Annotated in this window: 11 protein-coding genes; 9 read left to right on the forward strand and 2 right to left on the reverse strand. The window is 40.9% G+C overall.

Annotation, left to right across the window (positions count from 1 at the left end):
- Positions 1 to 2 precede the first annotated feature (2 nt).
- From F6J99_RS13585 to F6J99_RS13595, 3 genes are all read left to right on the forward strand, one after another.
- A complete protein-coding gene (locus tag F6J99_RS13585; RefSeq protein ID WP_293113379.1) occupies positions 3 to 4,154 on the forward strand; it encodes a non-ribosomal peptide synthetase in 4,152 nt (1,383 codons plus the stop codon).
- Positions 4,155 to 4,308: 154 nt separating this feature from the next.
- The gene (locus tag F6J99_RS13590; protein WP_293113380.1) at positions 4,309 to 4,461 is read left to right on the forward strand and encodes a hypothetical protein; all 153 of its coding nucleotides are present in this window, start codon (positions 4,309 to 4,311) and stop codon (positions 4,459 to 4,461) included.
- A gap of 62 nt (positions 4,462 to 4,523) precedes the next feature.
- Entirely contained in the window at positions 4,524 to 5,012 is a 489-nt protein-coding gene (locus F6J99_RS13595) for a hypothetical protein (protein WP_293113381.1), read from the forward strand.
- Here the strand turns inward: F6J99_RS13595 and F6J99_RS13600 are convergent.
- Entirely contained in the window at positions 4,952 to 6,229 is a 1,278-nt protein-coding gene (locus F6J99_RS13600; protein WP_293113382.1) for a transposase, read from the reverse strand. The genes F6J99_RS13595 and F6J99_RS13600 overlap by 61 nt on opposite strands.
- Positions 6,230 to 6,281: 52 nt before the next feature.
- Between F6J99_RS13600 and F6J99_RS13605 the strand changes: the two genes are divergently transcribed.
- Together F6J99_RS13605 and F6J99_RS13610 are read left to right on the forward strand one after the other, a co-directional pair.
- Positions 6,282 to 6,446: a CopG family transcriptional regulator gene (locus tag F6J99_RS13605; RefSeq protein WP_293113383.1), complete on the forward strand. Its 165-nt coding sequence runs from the start codon at positions 6,282 to 6,284 to the stop codon at positions 6,444 to 6,446.
- Positions 6,447 to 7,130: a hypothetical protein gene (locus tag F6J99_RS13610; protein WP_293113384.1), complete on the forward strand. Its 684-nt coding sequence runs from the start codon at positions 6,447 to 6,449 to the stop codon at positions 7,128 to 7,130.
- Between the two features lie 388 nt (positions 7,131 to 7,518).
- Here F6J99_RS13610 and F6J99_RS13615 read toward each other — a convergent pair whose 3' ends face one another.
- The gene (locus F6J99_RS13615; protein ID WP_293113385.1) at positions 7,519 to 8,988 is read right to left on the reverse strand and encodes an SGNH/GDSL hydrolase family protein; all 1,470 of its coding nucleotides are present in this window, start codon (positions 8,986 to 8,988) and stop codon (positions 7,519 to 7,521) included.
- A gap of 226 nt (positions 8,989 to 9,214) precedes the next feature.
- On the opposite strand from F6J99_RS13615, the gene F6J99_RS13620 reads away from it, so the two are divergent.
- The 4 genes from F6J99_RS13620 (at position 9,215) to F6J99_RS13635 (ending at position 17,638) form a co-directional block, all read left to right on the forward strand.
- Positions 9,215 to 9,649 (forward strand): MarR family winged helix-turn-helix transcriptional regulator, encoded by a 435-nt coding sequence (locus tag F6J99_RS13620; protein ID WP_293113386.1) that lies wholly within the window; start codon positions 9,215 to 9,217, stop codon positions 9,647 to 9,649.
- Between the two features lie 1,203 nt (positions 9,650 to 10,852).
- Positions 10,853 to 11,479: a VWA domain-containing protein gene (locus tag F6J99_RS13625; protein ID WP_070391287.1), complete on the forward strand. Its 627-nt coding sequence runs from the start codon at positions 10,853 to 10,855 to the stop codon at positions 11,477 to 11,479.
- Positions 11,480 to 11,579: 100 nt separating this feature from the next.
- Positions 11,580 to 14,174, forward strand: a complete 2,595-nt coding sequence (locus tag F6J99_RS13630) for a hypothetical protein (RefSeq protein WP_070391286.1) — start codon at positions 11,580 to 11,582, stop codon at positions 14,172 to 14,174.
- Positions 14,132 to 17,638 (forward strand): virulence factor SrfB, encoded by a 3,507-nt coding sequence (locus tag F6J99_RS13635; protein WP_070391285.1) that lies wholly within the window; start codon positions 14,132 to 14,134, stop codon positions 17,636 to 17,638. Before F6J99_RS13630 ends, F6J99_RS13635 begins: the two co-directional genes overlap by 43 nt.
- Positions 17,639 to 17,742: the final 104 nt, after the last annotated feature.

Here is a 17,742-nt window from a genome sequence, read left to right on the forward strand (position 1 = left end):
GAATGCAGAAGCAATTTAGAGAAAACGATCAGTGTTTTTCCCCTCTCTCACAGGGACAGCAAGCCTTATGGTTCATATACCAGAAGAATCCAGAAAGTGTAGCTTACAACATATTTATAACCACTCGTCTGGCGGTCGAGTTAGACCTAGAGGCTTGGCGGAGGGCATGGCAGAAGCTGGTTGGACGACATTCGATTCTGCGAACTACCTATAGGAATCGGGACGGCAAACCCGTTGCAGTAGTTAGTCAAGACTCCAAGGTTGAGATTGAAGTAACAGACGCTTCTGGATGGGACGAGGACGAGTTAAAGCGCAAAATTCTGGTAGCGGTAGAGCGTCCCTTCAATTTAGAAACGGGCCCGGTCTTGCGGCTGAGGCTGTTTGCCCGCTCAACCCAAGAGTTTGTCCAATTAATCGCCCTGCACCACATTGTAGGCGATGGGTGGTCTTTTGACTTGCTTCTCAAAGAATTCCAAATTTTATATGCGGCAGAGGTCGAGAAGTTCCCAGAAGCAAAAATTGCTAACTTGCTGCCAGATTCCCCTTGGCAATATGCCGACTATGTGTCCTGGGCTACCCAGATGCTAGAGTCCGCCCGAGGAGAAGAACTCTTTCGCTATTGGCACCAAACACTCGCCGACTCCTTACCGACTTTGAATTTGCCAACAGACAGAAGGCGACCCAAGGTTTTGAGCGGTCGGAATGAATTCCATATTGTCCAACTTGATGGAGGACTGATCAAGAAACTGCGACAACTGGCTGCCGAGCAAGGAGTCAGTCTTTATCGGACTATGCTGGCTGCCTTCTTTGTCCTGTTACATCGCTTATCAGGCCAAGACGACATCCTGGTAGGAAGCCCAATGGCAGCAAGGTGGAGCGTTGAGGAGTTTAAAAGCATTGTCGGTTACTTTGCCAACGAGGTGGTATTGCGGGCAAATCTAGCAGACAATCCTACCTTCGCAGAATTTATCGCCCGCATCCATCGGACGGTAACAGAGGCACAAGCTCATCAAGATTATCCCTTCGATTTATTAGTACAACGGCTCAAGCCTCCCCGAGATGCCAGCCGAAATCCCCTAATTCAAGTTGATTTCACTTGGCGCAAGCATCGCTGGTACAATCCGCAGACACCCGAGAGCCTGGTAGGGGAAGAAGTACTGTCTATGGAGCCATACTTAGCCGTACACGAACAGGGTTCGGAATTTGATTTGAGTTTGGGAATTGAGGAAATTGGCAAATCTCTCCATGTCATCTGGGAATATAGTGCCGACCTGTTTGATGCCAAAACTATTCACCGCTGGGCAAGACAGTTTATTTGTTTGCTAGAGTCGATTGTTGCTAATCCAGAGCAGCAAATTGCGTTTTTACCCCTGCTGACGGCAGAGGAAACACATCAATTGTTAGTGCAATGGAACAATAATTTCACAGACCATCCGCAAGATAAGTGCATTCATCAGTTATTTGAAGAGCAGGTAGAACGAACGCCTGATTCGGTGGCTGTAGTTTTTCAGCAGGAACAAATTACCTATCGAGAATTGAACGATCGCGCGAATCAATTAGCTCGCTATTTAGAATCGATCGGAGTCGGTCTGGAGGAAATGGTAGGGATTTGCGTAGAGCGCTCTATCGAAATGATGGTAGGATTGCTGGGCATTCTCAAAGCGGGCGGGGCTTACTTGCCCTTAGACCCAAGCTATCCGCGCGATCGCCTGGCTTATTTGCTACAAGACTCCCAACTGTTTTTGCTGTTGGCTTCAGAAAAATCCGTGGCTCAACTGCCAGAAAGCCAGGGGCGGGTCGTTTTGTTGGACAAAGATTGGTCGGTCATTTCTCAGTATAGTCAGGAAAATTTCGGGCTTCGTGCCAAACCGACTTCTTTGGCTTACGTCATCTACACTTCAGGCTCGACGGGAAAGCCAAAAGGGGTGCAAGTCGAGCATCAAAGTCTGGTGAATGCTTATCGAGCTTGGGAGCAAGCCTATCAACTAAGTCCAGAAAACAGCCATCTGCAAATGGCGAGTTTCTCCTTTGATGTTTTTACAGGAGATTGGGTGCGAGCCCTTTGTTCAGGAGCCAAATTAGTTCTCTGTCCGAGGGAATTTTTGTTGGAACCGGAAAAGCTGTATCGGTTGATGCTCCAAGAGCAAGTCGATTGCGCCGAATTTGTGCCAGCAGTGATCAGGTATTTAATTGAGTATTTGGAGAATACCAAGCAAAACCTGGATTTCATGGGATTACTGGTGATCGGTTCTGATAGTTGGTCTGTCAAAGAATACCAACAATTTCGGCAGTTCTGCGGTGCCCAAACTCGGTTGGTAAATTCTTATGGAGCGAGCGAAGCAACTATTGACAGTTGCTATTTTGAAAGTACCGAGATTAATCTAGCCCTAGAGTCTCCAGTTCCCATCGGCAAACCCTTTGGCAACATACTTCTCTATATTCTCGACGATGCTCTGCAACCGGTTCCCATCGGCGTACCGGGGGAACTGCATATCGGCGGTGTGGGTCTAGCCCGAGGCTATTGCAACCGTCCGGAATTAACCGCGCAAAAGTTTATTGCCAATCCTTTCAGCCAAGAGGAAGGAGCACGTCTGTACAAAACGGGGGATAAGGCACGCTATCTCCCGGACGGTAACATCGAACTTCTCGGTCGCATCGACAACCAGGTAAAAATTCGTGGCTTCCGCATCGAACCAGGAGAAATCGAAGCGGTACTGGGGACCCGCCCGGAAGTTGGGCAAACTGCCGTCATCGTCCGGGAAGACCAATCCGGTCATAAGCGTCTCGTGGCTTATGTGGTTCCGACAATAGTTTTCGATGGGCCTCGCTCTCTATCTCCTTGGAAGAATTGGAGCGATTTTGCCAATAACCCTTTGTATCGGAAGCAGGTGCGAGAACTGACAGCGAAACTGCGGGATTTTCTCAAGCAAAAGCTGCCGGACTATATGGTGCCTTCGGCTTTTGTGATGCTAGATTCGCTGCCCCTGACTCCCAATGGCAAAATTGACCGCCGGGCGCTTCCCGCACCGGAGGGAACTAGCGGTAGCAATGCTAATTTTATTGCACCTCGGGATACCCTTGAATTACAACTGGCACAAATCTGGTCGGAGGTTTTAGAGGTTTCTCCCATAGGAGTCCGAGATAATTTCTTTGATATCGGTGGTCATTCGTTGTTAGCGATCGCCTTAATCGCTCGGGTTCAACGGCAGTTGGACAAAAATCTGTCTTTGGCCGCGCTGTTACAAAGTCCGACTATCGAGCAGCTGGCTACTTCTATTCGCTCTGACCCAGATTCTCGGTCAATGTCTACCCTGGTGGCAATGCAGCCCGATGGAAATTTACCACCTGTGTTCTTAGTCCCTCCCAGCAGCGGCACCGTCTTATTTTATCTGGATTTAGTCCGCAATCTGGGGACCGAGCAACCGATTTACGGCTTGCAAGCCCCCGGTCTCAATGGGGAACGGGAACCTTTTAGCACTCTCAAGGACCTCGCTATTCACCACATCAAAGGGATTAAAACTATTCAACCTCGGGGTCCCTACTATTTAGTTGGTTTTTGCGTGGGCGGTCACTTAGCATTAGAAATGGCACAACAGTTACACCAACAAGGGGATACCTTAGCATTGCTAGCACTGATACAATCCTCGGCTCCAGAACACCACAGGCTTCTAGTTGACAGCACGCCTGGAAGAAACTTGGGTCTGGATATTTACTATCCAAGAGAATTTGCTCAGGAAATGAGCGCTCCTCGGGGGAAGGAAGTGCCGGTATCTGTCGCTCAACTCCAACAACTGATGCCAGAGCAGCGATTGGGATATGTCCTGGAACGAGCTAAAATGTTTGATTTGCTGCCGGAAGAGGTAAAAGTGGAGGATGTTGAAAGCTTGTTCGAGGTTTTTAAAACTACGGCTTTTGCGTCTTATAATTATGAAGCGCAACCTTATCCAGGGAATATTGCCCTGTTCAATTCCAGCGAGCAGCCCATAAACATAGCTGGTGATCCCACTCTAGGTTGGCGCAATTTCATTGGTGGGGAAATAGAAGTACACGAAATTCCGGGGGACCATTTCTCGGTTATCCGGGAACCCCAAGTGCTGGTTTTAGCTGAACGGCTGAAGCTTTGTCGTGATCGCGCTCTGGCAGCGATCAAATAATATCATGTCCGGATAATTAGGGCTCTACCGTACCTGTTCCCAGTTCTATTATATAGGATAGGATGTCCGGATAATGACCCTTAATAAAAATCCCCCCATCTCCCCATCTCCCCATCTCCCCGCGCCCCCGCCCCACACTCCCTGTTCTATACATATGACATCTCACTACAATTCCCCTGGCCTAACCACATTAGCGTATCGAGTTAGCACCCATGGCACCAGCTTCCAACGGATGCTAGCCGGTCTGCGTACTCAAACGGCTTCCCCAAATGACTCAGACCAAGGCACCGACCTCTGGCTACTCTGAATACCAGCCACCGAGATGACCCTGCGATCGCATTTCTGGATAGCTTAGCTACTGTTGTTGATGTGCTTAGCTTCTACCAAGAACGGATTGCTAATGAAGGGTATCTCAACACAGCCACTGAACGGCTCTCGGTTCTGGAATTAACTCGCACTATCGGCTACGAGCTCAATCCTGGTGTTGCAGCTAGTACTTTCCTAGCTTTCACCGTTGACGATACCCCTGGTACGACTAGCGTTGCTACAGTTCCCAAAGGAACCAAAGTTCAAAGTGTTCCAGGACAAGGGGAACTACCTCAGACTTTTGAAACTATTGAGCAGATTGAAGCGAGAGCACAATGGAATGCCCTGACTCCTTATCGACCTTGGGTCAAACAAACCCAGTCAATTAGTAGTAACACTACCGAACTATTCCTAGAAGGCATCAATACCCAACTCCAACCTGGTAACTTACTGATACTAATCGACCCGTCTGCAGCAGCATCCAATCAAGGTCATTTTCTGACCTTACAAACCGTTGAACCCAATAGTGACGTACTCCCGACGTTGCCCTGACGGGACAACGCGGGCTTCTTGCCAACACCAGGTACCCCTTCGGTTACTCGGCAAGCTTTACTCCTGACGGGACGCCCCACCGCCAAATTCAATATGTTTTTAGCCGCATTCACATCGCGATCTTTCGTGTATCCACAATGAGGACAAGAATGGATGCGGTCTTTTAATTTTTTAGGTACTTTCGTGCCACAATTAGAACAGTTCTGACTGGTATTTCGAGGATTTACTGCAACTGTAAGCAAACCAGCATTTTCGGCTTTGTTTGATAGTATTGACAGAAATTGTCCCCATCCAGCGTCCAATACAGATTTAGCCATTTTAGTTCTGGCCAAACCTTTAATATTTAACTTCTCGTGAGCGATTAGATCATATTCGTCTAGCAAACTTTTGGCTGTTTTAAAATGAAAATCTTTTCGAGTGTCAGCCACTTTTTTATGAGCTTTTCCTAGCTTAATAACAGCTTTCTTACTGTTGTTACTACCTTTCTTAGAACGGCTAACAGCTTTTTGAATTTTCTTTAACCGTTTTTGAGCTTTTCGATAGTATTGGGGTATTGGTACCTCTGAACCATCAGACTTTGTCAGAAAAGACTTAAGACCCATATCTATTCCGACGGGATTTTCGATGCTGTCTACTGAGATAATATCCGGAACCGTACCATCTTGGATTGACAGCGTGACGTAATAGCCGTCAGCTTTTCGGGTTATAGTAGCTGTTTTTATTTTGAATCCTTCTGGAATAGGTCTGTGATAAATCATTTTGACTTTCCCAAATTTTGGAAGAGTCAAAATGTTGCCATTTATTGGATTATTTGAAAGTGACGGAAAAGTAAATGACTTGTATCTATTTTTACTTTTGAATCGAGGTCTTCCGCTCTTTTTACCATTGCTATCTCCCTTAAGAAACCGCTTGAAAGCCAAATCTACTTTTTTAACGCAATCCTGTAATACGTGAGCATGAATATCACTATACCAAGGTCTGTCTTTCTTTAACTGAGGTAGAGTTCTTTTTTGGGAAAAGTAGTCAGGATTGTTTCTTAGATCTGGTAAATGACAAACAAGGGGACAAGAATTAATAGAACAGCGATTTTGCTCAAACCAATTAAACCTATCTGCCAACAAATAGTTGTACTGATGACGCAACATATCCAGCCATTTCTCTATTTTTGTAATTTGCGACTTTGTCAGTCTTAACCGGTATTGATATGCAGATATCATTTTTGTCCTCTTGCTTATCGACCTATTATTAGTCTAACATATGGGTAGCCATATGACAACCCATAACAGTAAAAACATCAAAGATAAAAAGTTGATAGTCAGAGTAACTGACTTTGAAAAACGACAATTAAAACAGGAAGCCGACAAGAGAGGGATGACCCCATCTGAATTGATTAGGAGTTTTATAGCTCGTCTCCCTGTCCCCCAGGATTATTAGTTGGTGATTCCATTTCATTCCATCACCGGGCTATCCTTCCCGACGCTGACCCTATCGGGTACAGCGCGGGGCTGCCGCCATAAAGCTCAAGACGGTTACACCAAAGTTACTTGGTCCCCAGCACCGGACCAACCCAGCATCCAATCCCTCCAAGTCTTTGCCTTTCGACAGCAAATTAACCTATTTGGTAGCAATGCTCCCGATTGGAAAGAGTTACCAGATGATACCAAGCGTAAGTATAGTGCGATCGCAGGTGGTGTTTTTTACTCTACCGATCGCGGAAACAATTGGAATTCCGTGTCTACAGGTCTATTGAAAAATGCTGATATCCGAGCTTTGGCTACCTGGCAAGATGTGGTTTTTGCTGGCACTCATAAGGGTATTTTTTACTCTACCGATGGTGGTCAGGAATGGATTCCCATTAACCAAGGATTGACCAATACTGATATTCATGCCCTGACGATTAACTCTCAAGGCCATCTGTTTGCTGGAGCCACTGGTGGTAATGTGTTTCGCTCCACTGATGGCGGGGAAAGCTGGGTAACCATTGGGACTGCTTCTCTGACTATTGTTGAACATCGCATTCCCGCCACAGCAGAGGGTTCAGAAAGTTGGACTCCTGTGAATACCAGCTTGCCCAATACTGTTGTGCGATCGCTATTTACTTACTCTTGCTATTACTGATAAGCCTATTGTAAGCGGTCAGCGGTCAGCGGTCAGTTGTCAGCCGTAGCACAGGCTTCGACGCTGTGAGGTAACCCATAAGCTGATAGCTGAACGCGCACGCGTGCGCGTAGCGCATTAGCTAATAACTGATAGCTGATAGCTGATAACTGATAGCTGAACGCGCACGGGTGCGCGTAGCGCATTAGCTGATATTGGGAGTGCTTTTGTAAATTGGATTCAACCTTATTCCAAATTATTAGTTTAAGTAGCGATTCATTAGACCTAGTTATAGAAGATGAGAGATCAAGTCAACACCTCTGATATTCTGAAAGCAAGAGGTTCCGGCGTCGCTGGAACCTCTTTGTTATTCCTTTTAGTCTAAACTCCAGTGCTCAATAAACTTGAATTAATCGAGGTGTCGATTTCTATCTCGATAGTCTTCCAGCTTAGGGAGAGAGCTACTTATTAGTCCAGCCTCTTTCATCCAATACTGAAAAGAATATGCAATCAAGGAATGAGCGTATGATGTTGGGTGTACATTATCCCAAAATGTCGATAGAAAGTTAAAAGACCCGTCTTTTGTTTTACTTGTATTATTCGAGGCGTAGGCTCTCCAGTCTGAATTTGTGATGCCTTCGGCAGTATAACCTCCTTGGAAACACTGTTTAGGTATTTGTATCGCACTACTCCCTGTAGATTGGATATCGTAATACTCATTCTCGAATTGTGCGTCAAAATAATCTCCTGTGAAGGGATTTTTATTCTCTAGGAGTGCGTCGAAATCAGAAAATAGATCTATGTATACTATCTCCAAATATTTACCCCGTTCTTCTTTCAGAGACTCTATCTTTATTTTTAGCTTATTATTATGAACATTGATTATGTTTGTTATAGCAGCAGAAAAATCTTCTCTTGTTTTCACCGAACCTCTACTGAAATCATAGCTTACAGTTGCTATTGTGGGCGTTTTTCCGACATTCGGTAGGTTTGGTATGATAAAATATTTTGCACCTTTGTCATTTATTTTTTTGATATTTTCGATTATGTTATCAGTTGCTCGATCTGAAACTTTTTCATAGCCTCCTATATCGTTAGGATATTCTATTAAATTAAAGAGTGTTTCTTCACTATCGAATTTCTCAAGATAGTCATTGGCTCCAATCCACAGGGTATAAGCTGTCTCTTCTGCTGCTGTTAAATCAATCTTTTTCCCACTCAGCCATCCATTATCAAGATAACGATTTATCGTTGTAGTCATACTGCCAGTAATAACATTGCGTCCCCCGGATTTTACGTAATCCAGAATCTCTTTAGGCTTGAAATCATTGATTAAATCAGATTTTGCTCCACCATAAGCCCAGTTGAACAGAGTAATTCCTGTTTCTTTAGACAGATATTCACTCCATGTTAGTCCATTCGTGAACCTGCCATACCAATAGGGATATTCGGGCATTAATTTAACCCAGTGCTTGAGATTCCCTGTATCAGAAAGACTGTCACCGAATATGACCATCTTTTTAATAGTCTGATTGCTTTCGTCTTTCTTGAAATGTATGGGATACTCATAGGGATTCAAAGCACTTGTAGCTGCAGAATAGTCAAACAATTTATAGCTTGGCTTGTCTTGATGCTTTTCAAAAATAGATTTTCTGCACCTTTCCTCTAACTCGGCTCTCGTCAATTCTGTTTCTACAAAAAAACTATCAAGCAACTGACCAATCAGTTCCGTATATGAGGGAAACCAATCATGATACCCCTTGTCTATAGACCAAGTCCAGTTTCGCTTACCAGGATTTTGCCACATCAGTGATGGATTATCCTCTTCATACTTGCGTTGAAAATCATAAAAGTATGCTGCTACATAGTAATCGGTCATTTGATTTACTCCTAAACATTGTTTATTGTTAATTTGTATTATTGGGACTTTAGCATAAATTAAGCCCAAATCAAACCTAAAAGGGAGTGGGAGAACCTGGTTTACTGACAAAAGGTAAGCCTATGCTTACCCCGACTCCCGACTTCCTTTGCTATCGTTTTCAGTAATCCAATGGTGCCTAAGGCTAACCCTTGACAAATTCAAAATATGTGTATATACTTTAAATATGCAGTTATCCACAACTCAACTCAACCCAGAGCAGTGTACCTGCTTTAACCTACGCAAAGCCACCCGTGTCGTCACCCAAATCTTTGACGATAAGTTGCGGCCTAGCGGTTTACGCGCAACCCAGTTTTCCATCTTGGCTGTGATGACGGGGGCTAAATCCTCCACTATCAACAAACTTGCTCAAACACTAGCGATGGATCGAACCACTTTGACCCGCAATCTCAAGCCCTTAGAAAAGCAGGGACTGATTGAGATCACTCCTGGAGAGGATCGGCGGACACGATTGGTGGCACTAACGGCAAAAGGCCAGGAAAACCTTACCCAAGCCCTTCCACTCTGGGAACAAGCTCAAACAGAGGTGATTGAGAAGCTGGGTGTCGGTCCATGGCACAATCTATTGGAGCGGCTGACTGAAACGGTTTCCATCGCCTAATTGGCCACAGACTCGTGATCACAAGCCCCTCTTTTTTTATTTTATTAAATAAGTGTATATGCAGTTATAAGGAAGACTCCGAATACATGATGATTTTTAATGGCAAATTAGCTACATTTACAATCACCCCACACCCAGTCACCCTATCCCGGACAGTTGATAATCACGTCTTTGTTAAAAACCTACCTTTATGAGGTTTCCTATTGCCCCTCTTTCTATCTCTAATTAATAGAGGCATATTCCCGAGCGGGTAATTGACAAATGGTTTCCAAAGTATTATTTTTAGTATCGCATAATATGATGATTGGGAAAACATTCACTAAAATAATTATCAAAAATTAATAAATATCAAACAATATTAATTTTTGATATTTATTAATTTTTATTAATTATAGAGACTGATTAAAAATATTAAGAAATTATAAATTTTACCAGTTAATGGTAAGTATATTTATATACTAAAAATATAAGATAAAATTATCGACATCTCACCCTAAGGATCAACTACTACTAATCCCCCTTACTTGGTGCAGCTACAGGGGCACTTGGCCTAGGCATAATAAAGATTTTACCCTGCTTTCGGTAGGTTGGATTTGTCTAGTGTCAGGCAGATATCCGTGGGAAAATCCCTAGCCCTCTTTCCTAAATATATGTATATTTTATTACCTCATTAGTACGGCGGAATAATTTCTACCGTTTGTTAAAACTAAATATGTATTCTTGGAGTTGATAAAAAGAGTTTATAAAAACCTCAAAAGACTCCAAGCAACCACTCAATAACTCAGTTAGTTTGTACAGTAAGTAGAATGAACAGGAAATTGAGCGAAAATCGGAAAACCTTAGAAACCGCTGTTTGTCAGTGCTACTAGGGCAATTCTTCCGGAAGCGAAAAGCCTGTGATCAGTTAGTTTGACAAAAGAGGTATTGTAGAGGTATTGTAAAATATCGGGAGCGAGCTGGGATACCGTGGAGGGATTTGCCGGAGAGATTTGGAGATTTCCGTTAAGAGCTATTTGAAATTTTATTCATAACTACAATAAATGTTTGTCGGGTAGATTATGCCATCACTACTTTATCAATACCCTGACTGTATAAGTCGGTTATATAAAAGCGATCTAGGCTTTTTTATCTGCTACATTAATTGATCTAATGCTATCAAAGCTTGAATTGTTTTTTAGCAACATTTTCAGAGTAATCAGAATTATGTATGTCCCAGAAGAATTAAAAGACCGTGATTACACCATCATTATTGATAAAAGTGGCAGTATGACCATTAAGGACGAGAAAAGGGGGACAAAAACTAGATGGGAGGTTATGACAGAAACTACAGAGGCTTATGCTAGATATTGTGAAGAAATCGACCCCGATGGGATTACTGTTTATGTATTTTCGAGTAGATTTAAGCGATACGATAATGTTACGACAAATAAGGTAGAACAAATCTTTCAAGAAACATATCCTATGGGTGGAACATACCTTGATGAGGTTTTGCGGGATGCTCTCGAGAATTATTTCCAACGTAAAGCAAACGGTAGTGCTAAACCAAATGGGGAAATTTTCTTAGTATTTACAGATGGAGCACCTGATGATAAGCCTCCAGTAATTGATGTAATTGTGAACGCAACTCGTCGAATCGATAAGGATTCGGAAATTGGTATTTCTTTTATTCAAGTTGGTTCAGATCCCCAAGCAGCACAATTTCTACAAGAATTGGACAAATCTTTAGAAGAAAAGGGAGCCAAATATGGTATTTGTAACACTCTCACTTTAGGAGATTTAGAAGAAATACCTCCACCAGAAGTACTATTGAGAGCTATTAATAGAGGATAATAAGCGACAAAAATGTAATCATTTTTATTTAGATACGCTTAATTAAATAAATTAAAACAAAGTCATAATTAGTTAATATAGTTAAATAAATTCAATCATCATGTCAAAGGTTGAACAACTGCGTAAGTTTAATAATTTAGGTGAATCTATACTTAATCAACTTAAGGAATATGACTCTGTTATTCAGAATCAATCCCTTCAGCAGGATAGGATTTTAACTGAAATTAGCAATCAAGTTGAAATTGTCCGAAAGCAAGCCGAAGAAGTAGTTAAATCTTCTTCTTCACCAGTTAAAATTGCTGTTATGGGAGAATTCAAAGCTACAAAAACTACGGTCTTAGGTAGTTTACTTGGTTATGCAGGAATGTTACCAGACAGTCGAGTGGCAGCTACTGGGAATGTGACTCATCTCAATATCGTTCAGGTAAAAGGCTCGCAACCAACTGAATTTAAGTTTAGCGTTAAATATTTTAATCAGAACGAAATTGATAAATGTCTTGACTTTATACTTGAGGAGTTGGTTGTACAGGCTGAAGCACAATTACCTAGTACGCAAATCGCTAGTTTAAAAAACTTTAATTCCAAAAATCCTGATGTTTGGCAAAACATTATCCAATGGTACGATGAAGTAAAAAATTATGACAAAACTCCTGGATTAGAAAACGCAATTCAAGAACTAGTAGTGTTTGTTGAATCTTATCTACGTTATAATAATTTATGCGGTCAATCCTTGCCTATTGATAATGCTACTCATGCTTACGCAGGTCTTCAGCTACCTAATGACCCCCGTTCGATCTTAGATATTAAGAAGTTTGAGCAGTTTCCTCCAGAAGACGAGGAGCAGTTTCCTAAGTTTTTGCAAGCCACCTTTCCTCTAATCGGACGAATAAATGTTGAAGTCAAAGTGTCAGATAAAATTTGGGATCTTTCATCTCTTCAAGAAGCAAACAAGTTAGTTTTACTAGATTTGCCTGGATTAGGGGCTGATAAATCTGAGCTTCGAGATCGATTTGTAAATGTCCATGAAATGGAAAATGTACAGACGATTTTACTATTGACCTATGGTCCTCGTCCAGGAAGTACAACAAACAATGAAATCATCGATCTGCTCCGAAAGCAAAGAAAAAACCAAAATCTCGATGATTTTATCCTTGTAGGTGTTGGGCGATTTGATGATTTGCCTGGGGCAGAAGTTGGTATTGACAAGCTTCTTAGTAACACAGAGCAACTAACAGAGCAGAAAATTTTCGATGAAATACCAGCTTTGCGTAAGGTTATTGAAAATTCCCGTAAATTGACGAAAGGTAATGATGAGCAAAGAATCGTTTTTATGTCAGCATTTGCTGCACTTGAGTATTTGATAAAAAACCTAGACAGCACCATTAAAATTGCGACACCAACTGTACTAGAAAACCTCAATATCTTTCAGAAGCATTTTCCTGATCTAAACGAAAAATGGCAGCAGTTAAGCGAAAGGTTAAAAAAATCTGAACCTGATAGTATTTTAGTAACTTGGCTAGATGCTTTCACAAAAGATGGTGGTCTTTCTAGACTACGGTATCTGCTTGAAAATCACGTGGCAACTCATGGTCTTGAACAATTATATAAAGATGTCAACGTTAAAGTACAAACTTTGGTTAAGGAACAACAAAATTTAGCACAAAAAGTTAATAATCCTTCACTGGCTAAATTGCTTGCTTCTGAAAATCCCAAATTACGAATCCTGCGCCAAGCACTCCGAGAATTAGCAGATAGCTATAAAGCGTTAAAAACCCATTTAGAAAAAAATCCATTAGAATTGGGAGTAGGAATAGATGAAACAAGAAGCAAAATTCCCCTTCGACAAGAGGTTGAAGAAAAAGTAAATTCTGAAATATCTCGCTGGAGTGAATGGAGAACCCTATTTCTCAAAATTGAAAACGGAATCGTCAATTTACCACAAGTTGACAGTGAGGATGAAGAGTCATTTTTTTCTCGAAGAAAACGTCAACAAAGAATCCGAAAATCTTTTACTAAAAGCGATGAATTGTATCCTTCTTTTCAGGAGGCTTGTGATCAACTCGAAAAGTTTATTCAGGAGCGTGTTGACCAGTCTATCAAAGACTGGTTAGACGAATTATCAAATAACCTAATTTCATTAAAGGATAATCAGAGGACAATCAATGTCAAAGAAATACGGTCTGAAATTGAAGATTGTGTTGTGAAAAAAGAAGAAATAGAAGAAGATATACAAGACTTACTTTCTTTAGCATCTCCGAGGGAATGGGAATCAATGCTGCTAAAAAGAGTGAAAAACAAGAGTTCTATAACTATAGATTCAGAAACTTTGTTTCCTTTACCCCGTGAAGACAAAAATAGCCATGAACCTGCTTTGATATTCGGGTGGTCTCCAGACCATAAACAAGCTAATAAAAGAATACCACTTTACGAAAACCATCTAACTTTTATACTGGGACTTCGAGATACAATGATTTGTAGCGTTAGTGATAGTTTTATTCAAATTTTAAGCAAAGTAAATCAAACAGTAAATAAAGAACTCCAAACATCAATTTTAGAAGAGGCCATTGTAACCTTGGAAGAAGATTTCTTAGCAGATAGAACGTTGCTAAAACAAATGGTAGGTGAAGAGCCAACTGAAGAAACCACACCAGATTGGTTATTAATTCTACAGGAGCTAGTAAATATTCCTCTTTAAACTTTGCTAAAGATGTTGATATGCCTGTTGGAATTAAGATTGTAAATAAGTTTCTGTTGAACCAAATCAAAACAGTAAACAATACTAAGTGGTTAAAGCTTCCTGTAATAGACCTGATTCATGAGCACGACGATCCAGCTAATATTATAAGGATTGATCATATCAACTGTACTATAAAAGGAAATCCTCTAGAACTTAGAGATAAAATTCAACAGGCTTACAATAATTATTTTAATAATTATAATTATCCAATACCATTTTATCTCGATTCGCTCTTACGATTTTCTCCATACTGCAAACTTGATAGAGATCTGCCTATTTATGCTAATTATTTTTTAGGAGTTAAGATAGATTATATCGAGCAAAATAGCAACGTAAGTGAATCGTACACAAAGTCTCAAACCTGTAATTTATTTTACAAAAAAACAAGTAAGGGGGAAAAAATGCTCTCACATGGTGGATGGATTGCTATCGATTTTGGTACTTCAAATTCTACTGTTACTTTTTACGATCCTAAAGAAGCAATAGAACCCAACGAATTATCCTTGGAACAAAAAGACCTATTATTTAAGCTTTTTAAGGAATGGTTAGGCTCATCTGACTCAAAATTACCAGGAGTTGGTGATCATGAATGGCAGGAATATATCGAACAAGTTGAAAATAATTTGGGAAAATCTTGGCCAGAAATTATCGACAATAAAAAGAGCTCAATATTGTTAGAGGGAATTCGCCAACTAGAAATTTCCTTAGGTACTAGACTAGATGATCCAATCTACCCGGTAGTTAGTAAAAAACTTAACGAAATTTACCGTCAATTATTCCAATTACCACCCTTACAAAAGGAACGTATCGTTCTGGCAAAAATAGATAAGAATCTCCCCCAAGAGATACAAATTACTAGCGAACTGGAACTGGTTGGTGTAAATGGATTCTTGGAAGTGGAAATGGGGGAAATAGCTAGAAATAATCGATTGGCAGCGATGTCCCAAGAGACTACTGATGAAAACCAGGAAGATGAAAACCAGGAAACATTTTGGCGAAAAATAGAAAGTAAGTTTCACCATTCTCCGAAGCGTTACCTTAATAAAACCAGAAAAAAAGGAGAAGAAGATAAAATCAAGATATATTGGGAAGGAGAAGAGAAGAATATTGAATATAGTGAGCTAATTCAAGCAGCGATGAAATGTCTGATTGAATTAACCGAAAATTTTAAAGATAAACCGGAAAATAAAAAACGTTATGATAGCGGTAAATTTTACAGAGTAATCGTTACTTATCCGACGGTATCTAAACCAGAAACTCGTCGTAAACTGGAAGAGTTAGTAAGTCAAATTCTTGAGCAAAAATTTACAGATACAGATGTCAAATTAGACGTAAAAAAAGATTTTGATGAAGCAATCGCTGCAGCTATTTTCTATGTATGGCGAGAATTTGGTGGAAACCAAACTATCGGTATAGAAGCTTTTAAAACTCGCTGTCGTCGTAGCGGTCAAAAATGGGCTCAAAACCTAATGGTATTGGACATTGGTGGTGGAACGACAGACTTGGCTTTAATTCGTTTACTTCTAAGAGATGATAGTCCATTTGACCCAGGAGAAGATCGAGGAGCTGGTGGACGTTACTATGTTCTGACTCCAGAGTTGATGGGGTCTTCTGGACACTTATTTTTAGGGGGTGAGTTAATTACTCTACGACTCTTTCGCGTGCTTAAAGTAGCGATTGTTGACAATTTGTTAACGGCATTTACAGAAGGGAACTTAAAGGATGATAAGTTAGACCTGCTGATCAGAGGATTAGAGCCAAGATTTTTGCAACAAGATAATCACAACAAATACCGCACTCGCTCCCTATTAGAGTGCATTGACAAAGAAAACCCAGAAAACGATCCATTTTATTCAACAGTTCTAAACTATGCAGAAGAAATATTACCAACTCGATGGAAAGAGAACCGAAAAAAGCTACAAGCTTTTTACACCCTTTGGCGATGGGCTGATGATGCTAAAGTTGAATTAAGCAAAGGTAGCCTTGACTATGATGAATATGAAATTCCGGCGAATCAATTAGAACAATTTCTTCGCGTTCAACAAGATATTGAGCTTGGTGAATATAATCCTGGCATCAAGCTATCTAAACAACAACTTGAAACAGCTGCTTCAAAAGTTGTTGGAGAAGCCATCAATATTGCTAAAGACTTGCTAGAAAGCCGATTACCTAAAGACAGTTCAACTGGTCAAAAAGAACCTTTGGATTGGTTAATTTTATCGGGACAGACTTGCCATCTAGATTTAGTCAGGCGTAAAATTAATGAAATATTTAGCAATACCAAGAACGATTTCGAGTGGAACCCAGCCAGGATTACTTTTGTACCTGACTATGCCAAATTAGCTACCTCAGTCGGGGCTTGTTATGGCATGAGCCGACAGCAGTTCACTTATGCTCCGAAAGCAGCGAAAGACAAGCTAAAAGAAGGTAAAAGCGAACTCTATATCGAAGTTAATAATTTACTTTACACATTGCCTTGTGCTTTCTTGAGGCAAGTTGTAGGTTCTTTAGAACCAGTTTTTCAAGCACGACAGCCATTGTATAAATTTAATCCTAATCAGGAAGCTAAAGCTCGAAGTAAATGGTTCGGTGTTTTACCAACTACGAACATTTATCGTCGAGACTTTGAAAGTCAAAGAGAAATTTTATGGGCTAAATTTAATTTTGAAGAGATTGCCAAACAAATCGGAATATATTCCCAGAATAATAATCTATGGTTTGAGGGATTCAAAGCTCAGTTTGAAGTTAACCAAACCCTAGAAATTGAAATGGTAGTTTGTCGGGGCAAACCTCATTATTTAGTAGGGGATCAGGTGGATGACAATAACTCTACCTTAACAAATATTAACCAAACAATATCGGAAGAGCTAAAAACAAGAAAAGAAGAGTTGGAGAAAGCAAATATACAAGAAGAAGTTCCTCAAGCTATGATTATCGATAGTGAACTTCAGTGGGATATTGCTATTGGTATCAATGAGGAATCTCCACAGCTAGTTTTCAAGGCTGGGGAAAAACTTGATGATATTTTTCACAATCAAGACGAAGGAGAACAAACAACTAAAGAAACTAAAGGAGCTATCAGCAAAGATGAGAACCAGAAGCCTCGACCTCTCCCAGCATTCCCCAGAAGTGGCACACACACCTTCTATGCTTACTATCCCAGCTTAGAGAGCCCACAACTGAAGGAAATATATCTTGGTACATTAGGATTTGATAAAAATCAGATTCAGGATAACTGCAGATACTACATTACAATTGATGACCAAAGTAATCTGCGTATTCATGAAGGGGAAGTTCCTTATTGGATATCGGATCAACCAGAAGTTTTAAAAGAAAAAGATGGATGTGTACTTAGAGTTAAGCGTAGTCCCATAGAAGAAGAGAATAACGATGAGCAAAACCCCTTTAGTGGAGTACACTGATGGTGATGGATTGAGTCAACTGCTCAAACAGTTGTTAGTAAGAGACTCGGAGCTAGGGCGATATCTACGGCATACTCTCAAGGGACTGTATGCCTCTTTGGAAT

The organism is Moorena sp. SIO4G3 (assembly GCF_010692305.1).
Taxonomy (GTDB): domain Bacteria; phylum Cyanobacteriota; class Cyanobacteriia; order Cyanobacteriales; family Coleofasciculaceae; genus Moorena; species Moorena producens_A.

Coding starts and splice junctions, on each gene's coding strand:
- F6J99_RS13585 (WP_293113379.1), top strand. CDS start 3: ATGCAGAAGCAATTTAGAGAAAACGATCAGTGTTTTTCCCCTCTCTCA.
- F6J99_RS13590 (WP_293113380.1), top strand. CDS start 4,309: ATGACATCTCACTACAATTCCCCTGGCCTAACCACATTAGCGTATCGA.
- F6J99_RS13600 (WP_293113382.1), bottom strand. CDS start 6,229: ATGATATCTGCATATCAATACCGGTTAAGACTGACAAAGTCGCAAATT.
- F6J99_RS13605 (WP_293113383.1), top strand. CDS start 6,282: ATGACAACCCATAACAGTAAAAACATCAAAGATAAAAAGTTGATAGTC.
- F6J99_RS13615 (WP_293113385.1), bottom strand. CDS start 8,988: ATGACCGATTACTATGTAGCAGCATACTTTTATGATTTTCAACGCAAG.
- F6J99_RS13620 (WP_293113386.1), top strand. CDS start 9,215: ATGCAGTTATCCACAACTCAACTCAACCCAGAGCAGTGTACCTGCTTT.
- F6J99_RS13625 (WP_070391287.1), top strand. CDS start 10,853: ATGTATGTCCCAGAAGAATTAAAAGACCGTGATTACACCATCATTATT.
- F6J99_RS13630 (WP_070391286.1), top strand. CDS start 11,580: ATGTCAAAGGTTGAACAACTGCGTAAGTTTAATAATTTAGGTGAATCT.